The following is a 17,069-nucleotide window of genomic DNA, read 5'->3' as shown; positions in this document are numbered from 1 at the left end:
GGGGGTAACCTGCTGTAAATTCGGGAAAAAGGAGCGCGCAGCGGCGAATCCGTGCGGCCACGCGCAGCCCGGGAAAGCTAAAACATCGGGGCTTGGGTGTCTGACATGGGAAGCGGGGACAAGCCCCGTGACCGGACAGTCATGGCGCCGATCCGCGGGAACCGCGAATCGGCGCCGATGTCGCTCAGAGCCGCCGTTTGCGATTGAGCGTCGGTATGGTGGTTTGCGGGACTTCCACTTGCGTTGACTGCGCCGAAGTCTGAGCCGCCAGCGCAGCCAGGGTCGGCTGGCTGAACAGCGTCCGGGCATCGACGTGCAGCCCGGCCTGTCGCATGCGCGCCACCAGACTGACCGCCAGCAACGAATGCCCGCCAAGTTCGAAGAAGTGGTCGTTGCGACCGACCTGCTCCAGCTCCAGCACTTCGGCCCAGATCTGCGCCAGCCTGATTTCGACTTCGCCCTCGGGCGCCTCGTAGCGGCGACTGAGCACCGCCTCCGCCCCCGGTGCCGGCAAGGCCTTGCGATCGACCTTGTCGTTGGGGGTCAGGGGCAGCGCATCGAGTTTCACGTAAGCACCCGGCGCCATGTACTCCGGCAAGCGCTCAAGCACGTGGGCGCGCAAGGTTTCGATGCGTGGTGCGTCGAAGCCTTCGCGCACGGTGAAATACGCCACCAGTCGCTCGTCCCTCACCAGCACCACCGCTTCACGCACCGCCGGGTGCTCGATCAGTCGCGCTTCGATTTCCCCCGGTTCCAGACGCAAGCCGCGCAGCTTGACCTGAAAGTCGTTGCGCCCGAGGAACTCGAGATTCCCGTCCGCTCGGTAACGCACCAGATCCCCGGTGCGATACAGGCGATCACCCTGCACGAACGGGCTGTCGATGAAGCGCTCAGCCTGCATCTGCTGCAGTCCCAGATAACCCCGTGCGACCCCGACACCACCGATGTGCAGGTGACCGCTGACGCCGAATGGCACCGGTTGGTCGTGGGCGTCCAGCACATAGAGACGGGTGTTGCTCAGTGCCTTGCCGATCGGCACCACAGCTTCCGGCACCGATTGATCGGGTTCCAGCGTCCAGCCGGTACTGTCGACCGTGGTTTCGGTCGGTCCATAAACGTTATGCAAACGCACCCACGGCAGGCGCTCGCGGACGCGCCGGGCCAGTGCGGCCGTCAGTTCACCGCCACCGTTGAGCAAGTCCGTCAGACTGGTGCACTGGCTGACATCGTCCTGTTCGATGAACTGTTGCAGCAGCGCCGGCACGAACTTGACCACGGTGATCTGTCGCTCGCGAATCACCTGGGTCACATACGCCGAATCGCGATTGCCGTCGGGACGCGCCAGCACCAGCCGCAGGCCGGAACACAGCGGCCAGAAGATCTCCCACACCGAACTGTCGAAGCTGAACGGCGCCTTCTGCAACAGCGCGCCGTGCTCAGTCGGCGCGCTGATCCGCGAGCCCCAGTGCACCATGTTGCAGGCGCTTCGGTGCTCGATCATCACGCCCTTCGGTGTGCCGGTAGAGCCGGAGGTGTAGATCATGTAGGCCAGGTTCGCAGCGCTCAAACCCGGTACGGACAGGTTGTCGGCAGGCGCGCCATGCCAGGTACAACGGTCGAAGTCGATGACCGGCACGCCCGGATCGCCCAGCAGATTGAGGGTGGCCTCGTGGACCAGCACCGCCACCGGGGCGCTGTCTTGCAACATGTAACGCAGGCGTTCCAGCGGATAGTCGGGATCCAGCGGCACATATGCGCCGCCGGCCTTGAGAATACCGAGCAGGCCGATAATCAGATCCGGGCTGCGTTCGACGCAGATCGCCACCCGCGAATCGGGCTGCACGCCGTGCTCGCGCAAATGATGCGCCAGACGGTTGGCCTGTTCGTTCAGTTGGCGATACGTCAGATGTTGTTCACCGGCCTGCAAGGCAATGGCGTCAGGTCGGCGCTGCGCCTGCTGTTCGAACAACACCTGAAGCGGTTGATCGAGCGGGCAATCAACTTCGCTGGTATTGAACTCGACCAGCAGTTGCTCAAGCTCCGCCGTCGGCAGGATCGGCAAGCGATTCAGCGGCTGTTGCGGTGTCTGCTCCAGGGCATCCACCAGCGTCAGCAACGCGGTCTGCACGTAGTCGCCGATGCGCTGCGCGCCGATGTTGATCAGGGTCCGTGTGGTGATCTGCAAGGCGCTGCCCAGATCATCGACGCTCAAGGTCATCGGGTAGTTGGTGCGTTCCTCGTTCTCCAGGGTCTGGATGCCTTGCCAGGCTTGGTCCGACGCCGACTCCTGCGCCTCGAGGTCGGTGTGTCGATAGTTGAGCAACGCACTGAACAGCGGTGCCGGTGACGCAACGCCGCTGCAACGCTGAGCCAGCGCCAGCGACGCATGTTCATGCCCGAGCAAGTCGGTCAGTCGGGCGTGAGTGAGCAGCACCGCGTCGCGCACGCCCCGGTCCATGTCCACCCGCAATGGCAAGGTGTTGATGAACACCCCCAGCGCCCGGTCCGCGCCCTCGCCGCCCTGCATACGGCCCATAAAAACGCTGCCGAACACCACATGTTCCTGCCCCGACGTCGCTGCCAGCACCTGCGCCCAGGCCAGGTGAATCAGGCTGGCCACGCTGACACCCGCCTGCCGTGCTTGCAGGCGCAAGCGGCGGTCCAGTTCAGGCGCAAGCGTTCGCACGGCTTCGTCGATGCCGCGACCGTCGCCCTGCACGTCCTGCAAACCGAACGGCAGGGTCGGCTCGTCGATGTCGGCGAGCATTTCGCGGAAGAACGCTTCATGTTCCTGCTCGCTGACACCGAGCCGGGTCTGGGCCACGTAATTGCGATACGGCACGGCTGGCGGCAACGGCTCACCCTGCCTCAGCAGGTTGGCGCGCATTTCATGGCGCAGGACTTCCAGGGCGATGTGATCCAGCGCCAGGTGATGGAACAACAGAATCGCCACGATCCGCCCGAGGGCCGGATCGCGGGCATACATCAGCCGGATCAGCGGCGCCTGGCTGACGTCGATGCGATAACGCCGGGCATCGAAGCGCTCGTGCAGTTGTGCGAGGACGTCGCCCTTGGCCGGATCGAGGGTGACTTCCTGCACCGGCAGTTCTGCCTCGCGCCAGACCACCTGTACCGGCGTGGTCAATCCTTCCCAGACCACGGCAGTGCGCAGGATATCGTGGCGCGCCATGACCTGACGCAGCGCCGCCGCATAGGCCTCGACCCGCTCGACACTGTCGAACGCCAGCTGCGATTGCAGCAGGTACGGATCGCCCTGCGCGGCGGTGATATGGTGATAAAGAATGCCTTCCTGCAACGGCGCCAGCGGATAAATGTCCTGCACGTTGGCCGCCCCACCCGGCACCGTGGCGATGATCCGGTCGAGGGTGGCCTGATCCAGTTCTACCAACGGCAACAGGTCCGGGGTGATCTGCGTGCAACCCGGCGGAATACGGTTGGCCGGCACTTCGACCTCGCGGCCAGTGCCCACCGACGCGGCCAGTGCTGCCAACGTCGGCTGGCCGAACAGCACGCGCACATCGCTGCTCATGCCGAGCTGGCGCATGCGTTCGATCAGGTTGACCGCCAGCAATGAATGCCCGCCCAGTTCGAAGAAGTGATCGTGACGCCCGACCTTTTCGACTTGCAGCACCTCGGCCCAGATCTGCGCCAGAAGAATTTCGACGTCACCTTGCGGGGCTTCATACTCGCGGCGGATCAACGCCTCTGGCCCCGGCGCCGGCAATGCCTGGCGATCCAGTTTGCCGTTGGCCGTCAACGGCAACACCGTCAGGCGCACATAGGCCGACGGCAGCATTGCGCTCGGCAGACGGGTTTGCAGATGGGCATGCAGTTGCGTGATGTCCAGCGTCTGATGCTCGGTGAACCAGGCGAGCAACTGCCCGTCACGCACTTGCACCACCGCATCGCGCACCCATTCATGGCTGCTCAGCGCCGCTTCGATTTCACCGGGTTCGATGCGCACACCACGGATTTTTACCTGATCGTCGTTGCGGCCCAGGTATTCGATATTGCCGTCCAGGCGCCAGCGTGCGAGGTCGCCGGTGCGGTACATGCGCGCGTTGGGCCGGGTGCTGAACGGGTCGTCGAGAAAACGCTCGGCAGTCAACTCCGGCCGATTGAAGTATCCCCGCGCCACCCCGGCGCCTCCGACATACAACTCGCCGGCAACGCCAATCGGCACCGGCCGCTGTCGGTTATCCAGCAGATAGGTCGTGGCATTGCTCACGGGTTTACCGATGTGCAGCGTCCGACCCGGTTCGATTCGGCCCGAGGTGGCGACCACGGTGGCCTCGGTCGGGCCATAGTTGTTGATCACCTCGAACGTTTGCTCGCGATTGAACTGGCGCAGACGATCACCGCCGATCAGCAGAGTGCGCAGGGTCGGGTGTTCGAGGTGGCGACTGAAGGCGTACTCGGCAATCGGGGTCGGCAGAAAACTCACGTCCAGCGGTTGCGCACGCCACCAGTCGAGCAGCGCGTCGATGTCTTCGCCACCGTCACGAGACGGCGCCAGATGCAGGGTCGCACCGGCACACAGCGCGGGCCAGACTTCCCAGGCCATGGCGTCGAAACCGAAGCCGGCGAGGCTTGAGGTGTGGCGACCGGCGCACAGATCAAAAGCCGTGCAATGCCAGTCGACCAGATTCGACAGAGTCTGATGTTCGACCATCACGCCTTTGGGCTGGCCGGTGGAACCGGAGGTGTAGATCACGTAGGCCAGATGCGCGGCGGTCAGACCCGAGACATCGGGGTTGAGATCGTTGACCGACCAGGTGCGCGGGTCGATGTCGATCACCGGCACGTCCAGTACCGGCAAGCGTTCGCGCAAATCGCGCTGGGTCAGGACGACGACCGGCGCGCTGTCGCTCAATAAATAGCTGAGCCGCTCCGCAGGATGGGCCGGATCAACCGGCACGTAACCGGCGCCGGACTTGAGGATCGCCAACAGCGCGACCAGCGTGTCCAGCCCTCGGCGGGCGACCAGCGCCACGCGGTCATCGGGCCGCACACCGAGCCCGATCAAGTGATGAGCCAGGGCGTTGGCCTGTCGATTCAGCTCTGCATAGGTCAGCCGTTGTCCCTGAGACTCTGCTGCAACTGCATCTGGCCGCGCCGCCGCTTGCGCTTCGATGCGCTGATGGATAGTCAACTCGTTAGGGTAATCCGCGCGCGTGTCATTCCACTGCTGCAGCAACGCCGATTCGGCTGGCAGGCTCAGATTGAAATCATCCAGCGCCAGGTCAACATTCTCCAGGCCCTGCTCAAGCACCAGCAACAGACGCCCGGACAGCGCTTCGATCTCATCGGCGCCAAAATAGGCTTCGTTGTAGACCATGTACAAACTGTCTTTGTCGTTGTTGAGGGTGCTGAGCAAATGCACCGCCAGCGGCGTGCCCTCCTCATGGTTCGAGACCTTGATAACCCGCGCCTGAGCCTCGCCGTAGCGGTACTCGTGAACATCCTGCTCGTAGGACACCGTCAGTTCGAACAGTTGGGAGCGATCCTCGCGTAGCAGACCCAATGCACGATTCATTTCGCTCAGCGGAAAACGCTGATGGCGGAAATCGCGCTTCAATTCGTCGCGGATCGCCGTGATCAACTGACCGAACGACAGTTCTCGTCCGAAGCCCATCCGCACCGCGCTGACCTGGGTGAACAGCCCGAGCGTGGACTTGAACCGGGCGCCGGAACGGTTGAGCAGCGGCACGCCCACCACCCATTCGTCACGCTGGGCGGTGCGACTGAAATACACGTGCAAGGCCGCCAGCAACACATGGAAAGCCGACCCACCGTGCTCGCGGGCCACGTGCTTCATGCGTTCGTGCAATCGTGCGGGAAAAGCCTGGGAGAAAATCCGGGTCGGGGCCAGGGCACCGGCGAAGCGCTCCTGATAACGGGGCAATAACAACGGCTCGGGAAGGTCGCGGTACTTGTCCAGCCAATACGTCCGGTCGTGGGTATAACGGGCCGATTGGTGATAGCGCGCATCGTCATGGATGAAATCGACATAGGACGGCGCCGAATCAGGCGGCTGTTGCCCGAGCGCCAGCGCGTTATAGATCTCGTCCAGCGACTTGAGCATCTCGCCGAACCCCCAGCCGTCGACGATCAGGTGATGGGCGAGGATCGAGAGCCAATGATGGTCCGCATCGAGACGGATCAGGAGAAACCGGAACAACGGCCCGCCGTCCAGTATGAACGGCTGCTCGATGCGTTCCTGAATCAGCCTGCGCGCTGCAGACTGTGGATCAGGCTGCGCGCAAACGTCATGGATCGGCATCGGGCCCGGCAAGGATCGCGCAAAGCGCTGCAGGGGCAAACCGTGCTGGCCGGCGCCCGGCAACAGAATCGTGCGCATGGCGTCATGCCGGGCCACGAGACCTTCGAGGGCCGCCTGCATCAGCGCCGGATCCAGAGCGCCGGTCAGCTCTACATAACCACCGATGTTGTACAGCGGTGAATCCCCCTGACGCAGTTGATCAAGCCAGATGTCGCTCTGGGCGGCAGTCAGCGGGAAGGCCTCGGAAATCGCGGACAGACCGTCCGCCGCATCGGCAGCAAATTGGTTCATAAGATCCGTCTCATGTGATTTGGCGCGTATTCAAGCATCGGCCCCGAAACCCGCATGACACGTGAAACCCGGACAACTCCCCCCTCTTTGCCCTGCCCTGTGGGCCATCAGCCTCGGATAAGTCAGCCATAACCCCAAAAGTTCGGAAAGAAATGACTGAAAATCCTGTAGGACAATCGCCACACGCTGCTACCGACTAGCGCCTCGCAATTGTGGGACGCGGCGGTCAGAGCCCCGAATTTCGGGGTTCCCACTAGACCGTACAATCAAGGACTACGAAGCCTTACACATTAATCTGACAGAAACGTGGCGCCATTAATCCGGAAATAGTGGCACTTTGTGTCCCCGTTTTCCCCTACAGACGTAGGACAAATGCATAGGCTTAAATCCCGCTCCAGATCGATTTCAAGGAGAAATGATTGGGTGGCGGCTTCACAGGTGCATGCACGGCAGACGATTCGGCAAGGGCTTTAAATCAAGGATGACAAGGATATGAATCTGACCGGCAGTCTTCGCAACATGGACAACCCGCACTTCTATTGGCAGCTGGGCGAGTTGATCGCCAGCACGGGGAACGAGCGTTTCGCCACGAACATGTTCCAGTTGGTCGACACCCTGGTGCCGGTCAACCGGGTGGATCTCAGCGAATGGACACTCGACGAGCGCGAGGCCAGCGTGGTCGAGATCAAGGCATTGGGCAGCGCCGGTTTGCCGGATACCTTCCCGCCCCCGGATCCCCTGCAATGTCAGGACGATCATCCGCTGTTGCAGAAGATGATCGAGATGAATGACTCGCTGCTGATTCAACTCAAAGCCTCGCTGCAGCAACGACATCCGCACCACAGCGTCCATCAATGCAATCTGGTGTCACGCACCTCCAACCGCCGCTGTGTCATCTCGTTCTGCCGCCCTCACACGCACCGGGTGTTTTCCCTGCCGGAGCTGTCGTTTCTCAAGAGCCTGTCCGACACCCTGCTGCCGTTGATCGAACGTCACGCGCAGATCCGTCGGCAAATCGTCGCCCGACAACCGCGCCCACTCCAGGCCGATCAAGAACAGACATCGTTGCAACAGGTGTTCGACGAACGCCTGGCGCTGGGCGACATCACCTTGTCAGTGCGCGAGAAGGAAGTCTGCCTGGGCTTGTTGACCGGCGGCACCGTGCCGCAGATGGCCGAGCGGTTGCGGGTCAAGAACAGCTCGGTCGAGACCTACCTCAAGCGCGCGGCCGCCAAGCTCGGGGTCAGTGGGCGTCACGGTCTGGCGAAATGGATGGCCGGGGCCTGATCCGGCGGTTTTCTCATCATGGGCGCCCGGCGCCCGCTCTCATTCGTGAACGAGGCTGTTTGATGTCCAGGTTGCCGATCTCTCTGCTGTCCATGGCGTTGCTGATGGGCGGCTGCTCGCTGATTCCCGACTATCAGCAACCCGCGTCGCCCAGTGCGGCGCAGTATCCAAAAGGCCCCGCCTACCCTGCGCCAACCCAGGCCACCACCGCGGTCGAGGACTGGCGCGGATTGTTCAATGACCCGGCGTTGCAGCAACTGATTGAAAGCGCGTTGGTCAACAACCGCGACTTGAGAGTCGCCGCGCTGAACGTCGAGGCGTTCCAGGCCAAGTACCGCATTCAGCGCGCCGATCTGCTGCCGGCGGTCTCGGCCAATGCCAACGAACTGCGCCAGCGGGTGCCGGCGAGCGTGACCAAAACCAAAGCGGCGATCACGTCGACCTACTCCGCCAACCTTGGCATCAGCGCCTACGAACTGGATTTCTTCGGCCGGGTTCGCAGCCTCAGTGATCAGGCGTTGATGAGCTGGCTGGCCACCGAAGAGGCCCGGCGCAGTGCACAACTGAGCCTGGTGGCCAACGTCGCCAATGCCTACCTGACCTGGCGCGCCGACCAGGAGCTGCTGGCCCTGACTCGCGAAACCCTCGCCGCCGACGAGAAAAGCCTGCGCCTGACCACACGCAACCGCGAGGCCGGCAAGTCTTCGGCGCTGGATCAGATCCAGGCGCAGACCAGCGTCGACAGCACCCGCGCCAGCCTCGCCCGCTATCAACGCCAGGTCGCCCAGGACTTGAACAGCCTGACGCTGCTGGTCGGCGCGCCAGTCTCCGAAACCCTGCCGGCACGTCCGCTGGACAGTGATCTGGTGGCGCAAGTACCGGCCGGATTGCCGTCGGATCTGCTGCAGCGCCGGCCGGATATTCTCCAGGCCGAATACAAGCTCAAGGCGGCCAATGCCAATATTGGCGCGGCCCGGGCGGCGTTCTTTCCCAGTGTCAGCCTGACCGCCAACGCCGGCACGTCCAGTCGCGACCTGTCAGGGCTGTTCAAGGGCGGCTCCGGTGCCTGGACCTTCCAGCCGCAGATCAGCCTGCCGATCTTCAACGCCGGCAGCCTGCGCGCCAGTCTGGATTACGCGAAATTGCAGAAAGACATCAGCGTCGCCGAGTACGAAAAGACCATTCAGACAGCCTTCCAGGAAGTGTCCGACGGACTCGCGGCACGCCAGACCTACCAGCAACAACTCCAGGCCCAGCGTGATCTGGTGCAGGCGACCCAGGACTATTACGACATGGCGCAGCACCGCTATCAGACCGGCGTCGACAGCAGCCTGACGTTCCTCGATGCCCAGCGTTCGCTGTTCAGTTCCCAGCAGGGCCTGATCACTGACCGGTTGGCGCAACTGGTGGCGCAGGTAAATCTGTACACCGCGCTGGGCGGCAGCTGGAGCCCGGTTGAACCGTCGCCGCAATAACCGCAGGTCATGTTTTCTTACACCTTTTGTCGCCCGATCCGACATTGGTTGGTGATCAAAAACCGACCTGGCGGTTCATTTTGGTATCATGCGCCGCTTTTACGGTTAACCCCCCGCCTGTCTCGCTGACCGGCGGGCTGCAAAAGGCGGTATTAGATGACGGCTTTGTTGACTCGCCGCAAGGTGCTTGCGGGAATGGGCGTGCTCGGTCTGGGCCTGCTCGCCGGCTGCGACACCCGTGGCCAACTGTCGTACAAGTACGGCAAGGATCTGAGCGACAAGATCCTCGGACGCACCTTCAAGCTCAAGGACACCGAAGGCAACACCGTGTCGCTGTCGAGCTTTCGCGGCCTGATGCCGATGATCTTCTTCGGCTTCACCCAGTGCCCGGCCGTCTGCCCGACGACCCTGGCCCGCGCGGCGAAAATCAAGAAGCTGATGGGCAAGGATGGCGACATCCTGCAAGTGGTGTTCATCACCCTCGACCCGGAACGCGACACACCGCAAATCCTCGACGCCTACGTCAAGACCTTCGACCCAAGCTTCGTCGCCCTGTACGGCACCCTTGAGGAAACCAAGGCCACCGCCAAGGAATTCGACGTCTTCTACGAAAAAGTCCCTGCCGGCGACACCTACACCCTGTCGCACACGTCTACCAGTTATGTCTACGACACCCGCGGCAACCTGCGCGTGGGTCTGTCCCAATCGCTTTCTGCACAAGAGTGTACGGAAGACTTGCTTACCGTCATGGAGGTCTGCTGATGAACCCTTTTCTGAACAACATCAAACGTGCTGCACTGGGCCTGTCCCTGCTGGGCCTGGCGTTCCAGGTTTCGGCGCAGACCAAGGTCGATGACGCCTGGGTCCGTGCAACCGTGCCAAACCAGTCGGCCAGCGGCGCGTTCATGACCGTCACCGCCGACAGCGACAGCAAGCTGCTCAGCGTTGCATCGCCAGTGGCCAAGGACGTGCAGATTCACGAAATGACCATGAAGAACGACGTGATGAGCATGGGCCCGGTCAACTCGGTCGACCTGCCGGCCGGCAAAGCCGTCAAGTTCGATCCCAACGGCTACCACGTGATGTTGATGGGCCTGAACGGTCAACTGAAGGAAGGCGACAACGTGCCGCTGACCCTGACCGTCGAAAACGCCAAGGGCGAGAAACAAGCCATCGAAGTCCAGGCGCCGGTGCGCTCGCTGACCAACATGGAAGGCCACGATCACAGCAAGATGCATTGATCGCTGACTGACAGATTTACGACTTCAAAAAACCAACGGGGCGGCATGATCGACGATCATGCCGCCCCGTTTGCATCTGGATGTCAGACCAGTTTCAACTCGACTTCGATGTTGTTGCGCGTGGCCTTCGAATACGGGCACACCTGATGCGCCGCATCCACCAGTTGCTGTGCCGCGCCGCGCTCCATGCCCGGCAGGCTCACATTGAGCCGCGCCTGCAACAGATACCCTCCCGAGTTGGTGCCCAGGTCCACTTCGGCATCCACCGCCAGGTCCGCTGGCAGGCTGATTTTCTGCTGCACCGCCACCGCTTTCATCGCACCGATGAAGCACGCCGACCAGCCGGCGGCGAACAGTTGTTCCGGATTGGTCCCGCCGCCGTTGGTGCCGGGAGACGACAGTTTGACGTCGAGGATCCCGTCGGAACTGCGCGACGCCCCGTCACGTCCGCCGGTGGTGTGGGTCTTTGCGGTGTAGAGGACTTTTTCGATCTGGCTCATGGCGATCTCCTGAATGAATAACAGCAGATTGTTCACTCGGCGCCTCCCGTCGCAGCCTTGAGGTACGCCAACCCGTTTAACACAGCCCTCTCACTATAGACGCGGGTTTGCCGCTCACCCGGCCGGCGGACGTGCGGCCACCCAGACCGTCGAAGGCCTCAGCAAAAAGCGCCCACTGCATCGACGTACCCGACGCTCATTACGATCGCGCCAGTGCTCTTTTGACCATGCGATGGCTTTGATACTGCTTATCGAATTTGTGTAAATGTGCCTCGATTCGGGCACCGAAAAGCTTGCGACGTCGCCTTCCGTCCATGTGCAGAGCGCCGAAAAGGACGATGGCGGAAATCAATCCACCCTCTCCAGCGATCCAGGTCGCGATCGCGCCATACACCAACGAAATCAGGAAGATGGTGAACCTGGGGAGTTTTATACCCAACTCCTTGAAAAGGAGTTCGCCATCAACCAGCAATGCGGACCGAGACAAGCAGTCATTGCGCAACAAGGCAAAGACGCTGTAGTCGATGGCCGCCGTGGTGGCATTGAAGACGCTGACGCGATGGTTTCGTTTCAGATCGAGCTCAAGGCCGGAAACATCGATATCCTCGATCTCGCCATTATCATTTTCGATTCGCACGACCGTTTCGACATACCCGTCGTCGTCAGTGAGCTTTTGGATTTTGCGTACCGTGCCACTCCAGACAATAAAATCGACATTCATTTTGCGGTACAGAAAATCAAGCATGGCCGTCCTTGTAGATTCAGAGCATTGCGCCATGGAGTCAGAGCGCTGGCGGCAAATGCTACTAAGAGGCCATTACCCTGTCCAGAACGCCCCGGGATTCAACTCCCCGCCCCGCCATGCGCCTCTTCAAAGAAATAATCCTTCCAACTGTCCGCCTTGTTTTTCAGCACACCCAACTCCTGCAATTTCTCTGCATAGATAAAGGTGCGCTGCGGCACCACGGTGAAATCGATTTCCGGATCGGTGACGATTTTCTCCACCAACGCCAGCGGCAGTTTCGACTGTTCGACGCGAATGTAAGCCTGAGCCGCCGCAGGCTTGTCAGCCTTGATGATCTGCTCGGCCTCGGCCAGTGCGTCGTAGAACGCCCTGTAGGTTTTCGGGTTTTCGTCGTGGAATTTTTCCGTGGTGTACAGCACGTTGAATGTGGCCTGGCCGCCGAGCACATCGTAGGAACTCAGCACTTTATGCACGTTGGGATTCTGCAACGCCTGGTACTGGAACGGCGGGCTGGAGAAATGCGCGTTGATTTCCGAGCCGCCGGCGATCAACGCGGCCGTGGCATCCGGGTGCGGCAGGCTGACGGAGATGTCGTCGAACTTCTTGTATTGGTCATTACCGAATTCTTTGGCCGTTTCGATCTGCAGCGTGCGGGACTGGAAGCCCACACCCGCCGCCGGCACGGCGATGCGATCCTTTTCGCTGAAGTCCTTGAGGGTTTTTACGTTCGGGTTATTGGTCAGCAGGTAGTTGGGCATCGAGCCCAGCGAAGCGATGGCCTTGACGTTCTGTTTGCCCTTGGTGCGATCCCATACAGTGAGCATCGGTGGCACGCCGGCCGAGACCACATCCAGCGATCCGGTCAGCAGCGCTTCGTTCATGGCGGTAGCGCCGGAAATGCTGTTCCAGTCGACCTTGATGTCCAGACCCTGAGCCTTGCCGTGCTTCTCGATCAGGTGCTGATCGCGCACCACGTCCAGAATCAGATAACCGATGCCGAATTGTTGGGCGATGCTGATCTTGCCTTCGGCTTGAGCGGTATTGCCGAGCAGTGCGCCGGCCAGCGAAACCGCCAGCAGTGTCAGTGCTGAACGTTTGAACGGTAGGGCCATGACAACCTCGCAGGGATTTACAGGGAAATCTGTGAGGGCGGACTCTATCGCTATAAAAAATTAAATTTAAATACCGTTATCGCATATTGATATCACCTGAACGTCAGCCTTCCATAAACGCCTGCAAGTCCGCGCCCAAGCCATCGAACACCGCCGAAACCCGCTGTACCCGACGCATATCCTGATGCATGGCGATCCACACATCCACCGTAAAATCCACCTGACCGGGCAGGACTCGCACCAGTCCATGTCGCTGGGCCAGTTGCCCAAAACTCACGCCAATCCATGCCTACGATCTCAATGGGCAGCACTCCGAACATCAGGTGTGCAGCATCTGCCATACGCGTCTTTGCAACACCACCACGGCGGCGCCGGGGATGAACGTTCTGCGCGCCGGCACACTCGATGAAAGCCGATCACTGCAACCGATGGCGCACATCTGGGTCAGTCACAAACAACCTTGGCTGACGCTGCCCGAGGGGCTGCCGAGCTGGCCGCAAAGCCCGATGCCGCAGGCCTTCGGCGAAGCCCTCATGGCGTACGCTGATTGAACCAGGTTCTGAGCCCGTCGGCGTTCGACGACAAGCGTTTCGCGGTGTCCACAAACGGCGTGACGATCAGGCTGTACACCGTCAGATAACGTGTGCGGTCCTGCTCGCCCGTGCCGAAGCGCAACACTTCCGGTGTCGGCGTGGTGACGTACAACGTGCCGAACATCCAGTCCCACAGCGACAGGTTGATCGCGAAGTTCTTGTTGAAATGTCGTGGCGCGTCGCTGTGGTGGATCTGGTGCTGGGCCGGGCTGTTGAGCACGTGTTCGACCTTCGGCCCGAACGACAGCCAGACATGGCTGTGCCGCAGATTGGCCCCCAGGCCGTTGATGATCAGAGCCAGCCAGGTCACGCCGAACAGCGTGTAGCGGCTGACCTCCCCGCCACAGGCGTACCAGACCACACCGGCAAAAGCGCCAAGGCCGGCGGTGATGACGATTCGTTCGAAGATCGATTCGACGATGTGAATCCGGCTGGCAGTGACGGGCACCAGCACGAGCGCCGAATGGTGAACCTTGTGGAATTCCCACAGAAAGCGGGAGTGAAAGGCGCGGTGAATCCAATAGTGCAAGAAGTCTCTGAACACAAACACGCCGAGGCCATAGAACAACGCGATCGAGGGATGATCCCAGACCTGCTCGCGGGCGCCCCAGAGCCGGGTGAAAAACTGCACGTAATCGCCCGAACGCAGAATATGCGGATCGACCAGCGCCACGACCGGCAACACCAGTGCGACCCGCAGAATGCCCTTGATGAAGTAGTAGCGGTAATCCAGCCACGCCGAGCGATGCCCATGCACACGACCGCCGCCGAGGAACTGCCAGAAGGTCGGGGCCTCGGTCAGGCGGCGGGATTTTCTGAAGCGGAAAAGACCGTAGGCCACGCAATAGGACGTGAAGATGAACACCACGCCGATGCGGCCATTCAGATCGAACAGGCTGAAAAACTGCTCGGCGACCGGCTCAATCAGCAGTCGGTGCAGATAAGCGTTGAGTTGCGTGAGGACGTCCACGGAGGCAGGTCTCCATCAGAGGTCGGGCATTGTAAATCGCAACGTTTCGCAAATGCAGCGGAATTGGATCAAAGGCGTAATTAACAGCCTGAAACAATAAATTCCCTGTCCCGGCGGGTGCGAAAACAGCCTCTCCCTTTGCTGATACGAATACAGGTCAAGGCTTCAGGCCATTCGACCGGATCGCACACGCGTTCTACAGCGGATCAGACTCGCGTTTAAAAGGGCGATCAGACAGCCCACCCTTGGTATCATCGCGCACACTTTTATGACGGTTTGATGGCTGGAAGGTCTTTTTTTGTGAGCGCTCTTTTTCAACGGCTTCGGCACCCCGACGCCCGTCTTCTTTCTCTGGTTTTTCTGGTACTGATCGTGCCGGTGTGCCTGCGTGCGGCACTCGGCTGGTCGAGCCTGTTCGGCTATCTTTCGGACCTGGCCATCGGCAGCCTGCTGGTGGTCCTGTTGCATCGCCGGCCGTGGTGGCTGGGCCTGCCGGTGCTGGTGTTCTGGGGCTTGCTGGCGGTGGCGACGGCAGAACTGGTCAGCGCGGTCGGGCGCCTGCCCAATCCCCAGGACCTGCATTACCTGATCGACCCGCAATTTGTGGAGAACTCCACTGGCGGCGGTTTTGCCCATCCGGCGGTGGCCGGCGCATTGCTGCTGGCCCTGCTGCTGTGGCTGGCGACGCAGTGGGCAAACCGCGCGACACCCGCACCAGCCCTGCCCCGCGCGGCATGGACGGCACCGGTGTTGCTGTTCGCCGCCCATTGGGGCGCACAGAATCTTTCGCCGAGCGATGCCGACCCATGGCGCCTGTACAACCTACCGCATCAATTGCTTGCCGCGCAGGTCGCCGACGCGCAGATGCAGGCCGAGGAATGGCTGGAAGGTGGCAGCGAAATACCCGCGCCATTGATGGCCGGGCTCACTGACCTCGACTTGAATGGTCACTCGTTGCTCGCCGCTAAAGGTCAGGCACGCAATGTCCTGATCGTGACTGTTGAAGGCATTCCCGGCGCCTACATCCGCGCCAATCGCGAGGCCATCGGCAGCCATTATCAGGAAGACCTGATGCCCAAGCTCAGCCGCTGGGCCGAGCGCGGCATGAACACGCCGGACTATGTGCTGCACACGCATCAGACCATTCGCGGCCTGTACGCCATGCTTTGCGGCGATTACGACAAACTGAACAACGGCACGCCCAAAGGCGTGGAAATGCTGACCCAGAACGAACGCAACCAGGCCTGCCTGCCGGCCCAATTGCGCCAGAACGGCTTCAGCACTCACTACCTGCAAGGCGCCGGCCTGCGCTTCATGGCCAAAGACAAGATCATGCCGCACATCGGCTTCGATGCGACCCATGGCCTCGAGTGGTTCACCAACGCCAACTACCTGGAATTCCCGTGGGGCAAGGACGACAAGGCATTCTTCGAAGGCGCGCTGGGTTACGTCGGCCAACTGAAGAAACAGAAAAAACCGTGGATGCTGACCCTGCTGACCGTCGGCACCCATCAGCCCTACTCCGCGCCGGAAGACTACCTGCAACGCTACGACACGCCGAAGCAGGCAGCCGTCGGCTATCTGGACGACGCACTGGACCAGTTCCTCAGTGGCCTCGAACGTCAGGGCGTGCTGAAAGACACGCTGGTGGTGATCACGTCCGACGAATCCCATGGCATCGATGGCGTGCGACTGGCGTCGTCCTGGGGCTTCAACCTGACCCTGGCACCGGAACAGGCGCAGTTGCCGCACCTCAACCCCGGGGTCTACGGGCATGTCGATTTGAGCGCGTCGATCCTCGATTACTTTGACCTGCCGGTGCCTGCGGCACTCAGCGGCCGCTCGCTGTTTCGCGACTACGATACCGGTCGCGAAATCATGTCGTTCACCAACGGCAAACTGCGCTACCACGACGGCCACGGCATCCTGACCGAATGCGACATGCCGCGACGTTGCCGCGCTTATGCCAGCGAAGGGTTCATCGCCGAAAGCGCCACGTTCAAAGGCAATGCCAGCGGCCAGAATGCGCGGCAGATTGCAGCCCGCGCCGACGCGCTGGACCTGTCGCTGCTGCGTACCCCGCTGAACCAGCGCTATCAGTTCGGCAGCGACAACGTCATCCCGCTGCAAGCACAGATCAAGGATGACTGGGCCGACAACCTGATCGGCGCGCAATACCTGGAAATGCCCAAAGGCTCGCACACCCGCGTACGCCTGACCGTGCGTTCGATGGATCCGCAGCAGGCAGCCTACATCCAGCTCAAGGCCAAGGAGTTCGAGCAGGACGTACAACTGGGCCTGCCGTCGGAAATGGTTGCCACGGCGGAACAGCCGCTGGAAATGGATTTCAGTTTCGACAACCCGCAACCACGCAAGGCTTTCTCGTTCCACTTGCTGGGGTATGGGCTGGGCGCGGTGGAAGTCACGGATTTCAGCGTGATCACCGAGCTGCCGGGGCAACAGGATCTGCGGGAGGAAATCCCGGAAGACGACACCGCTCAGTCGAGCTGATGTCGACGCCAGCGTCACGCGGTTCGCGGGACGCTGGTGA

Annotated in this window: 12 protein-coding genes; 6 read left to right on the top strand and 6 right to left on the bottom strand. The window is 61.4% G+C overall.

Translation table 11 applies throughout. The features are described from left to right. Positions 1-184 precede the first annotated feature (184 nt). Entirely contained in the window at positions 185-6,595 is a 6,411-nt protein-coding gene (locus JJN09_RS11935) for a non-ribosomal peptide synthetase (protein WP_249490300.1), read from the bottom strand. A 492-nt stretch (positions 6,596-7,087) separates the two neighbouring features. On the opposite strand from JJN09_RS11935, the gene JJN09_RS11930 reads away from it, so the two are divergent. From JJN09_RS11930 to JJN09_RS11915, 4 genes are all read left to right on the top strand, one after another. Then, positions 7,088-7,882: a helix-turn-helix transcriptional regulator gene (locus tag JJN09_RS11930; protein WP_249490299.1), complete on the top strand. Its 795-nt coding sequence runs from the start codon at positions 7,088-7,090 to the stop codon at positions 7,880-7,882. Positions 7,883-7,944: 62 nt separating this feature from the next. Then, positions 7,945-9,357, top strand: coding sequence for an efflux transporter outer membrane subunit (locus tag JJN09_RS11925; RefSeq protein ID WP_249490298.1), 1,413 nt, complete (start codon positions 7,945-7,947; stop codon positions 9,355-9,357). Between the two features lie 156 nt (positions 9,358-9,513). Next, on the top strand, positions 9,514-10,119 hold the full coding sequence (locus JJN09_RS11920; RefSeq protein WP_096820560.1) for an SCO family protein: 606 nt from the start codon (positions 9,514-9,516) through the stop codon (positions 10,117-10,119). Next, complete coding sequence (locus JJN09_RS11915; protein ID WP_096820559.1) at positions 10,119-10,598, top strand: copper chaperone PCu(A)C; 480 nt, start codon at positions 10,119-10,121, stop codon at positions 10,596-10,598. Before JJN09_RS11920 ends, JJN09_RS11915 begins: the two co-directional genes overlap by 1 nt. Before the next feature lie 83 nt (positions 10,599-10,681). On the opposite strand, the gene JJN09_RS11910 is transcribed toward JJN09_RS11915, so the two are convergent. The 4 genes from JJN09_RS11910 to JJN09_RS11895 form a co-directional block, all read right to left on the bottom strand. Beyond that, a complete protein-coding gene (locus tag JJN09_RS11910; protein ID WP_249490297.1) occupies positions 10,682-11,098 on the bottom strand; it encodes an organic hydroperoxide resistance protein in 417 nt (138 codons plus the stop codon). 199 nt (positions 11,099-11,297) lie between these two features. Next, positions 11,298-11,843 carry a hypothetical protein gene (locus JJN09_RS11905; protein ID WP_249490296.1) on the bottom strand — a complete coding sequence of 182 codons (546 nt, stop codon included), beginning with the start codon at positions 11,841-11,843 and terminating at the stop codon, positions 11,298-11,300. A gap of 98 nt (positions 11,844-11,941) precedes the next feature. Continuing rightward, on the bottom strand, positions 11,942-12,955 hold the full coding sequence (locus JJN09_RS11900; protein WP_249490295.1) for an ABC transporter substrate-binding protein: 1,014 nt from the start codon (positions 12,953-12,955) through the stop codon (positions 11,942-11,944). Between the two features lie 103 nt (positions 12,956-13,058). Continuing rightward, the gene (locus tag JJN09_RS11895; protein ID WP_249490294.1) at positions 13,059-13,232 is read right to left on the bottom strand and encodes a hypothetical protein; all 174 of its coding nucleotides are present in this window, start codon (positions 13,230-13,232) and stop codon (positions 13,059-13,061) included. Positions 13,233-13,278: 46 nt separating this feature from the next. Here JJN09_RS11895 and JJN09_RS11890 point away from each other — a divergent pair, with 46 nt between their 5' ends. Further along, a complete protein-coding gene (locus JJN09_RS11890; protein WP_249490293.1) occupies positions 13,279-13,506 on the top strand; it encodes a GFA family protein in 228 nt (75 codons plus the stop codon). Here JJN09_RS11890 and JJN09_RS11885 read toward each other — a convergent pair. After that, on the bottom strand, positions 13,487-14,518 hold the full coding sequence (locus JJN09_RS11885; protein ID WP_249490292.1) for a sterol desaturase family protein: 1,032 nt from the start codon (positions 14,516-14,518) through the stop codon (positions 13,487-13,489). The two genes, JJN09_RS11890 and JJN09_RS11885, sit on opposite strands and share 20 nt — an antisense overlap. A gap of 300 nt (positions 14,519-14,818) precedes the next feature. Here JJN09_RS11885 and JJN09_RS11880 point away from each other — a divergent pair, with 300 nt between their 5' ends. Then, a complete protein-coding gene (locus JJN09_RS11880) occupies positions 14,819-17,029 on the top strand; it encodes an LTA synthase family protein (RefSeq protein ID WP_249490291.1) in 2,211 nt (736 codons plus the stop codon). Positions 17,030-17,069 lie beyond the last annotated feature (40 nt).

This window comes from Pseudomonas sp. HS6 (assembly GCF_023375815.1).
GTDB lineage: Bacteria > Pseudomonadota > Gammaproteobacteria > Pseudomonadales > Pseudomonadaceae > Aquipseudomonas.
Note: the sequence above shows the minus strand (reverse complement) of the source record. Positions and strands in the feature narration are given on the sequence as shown.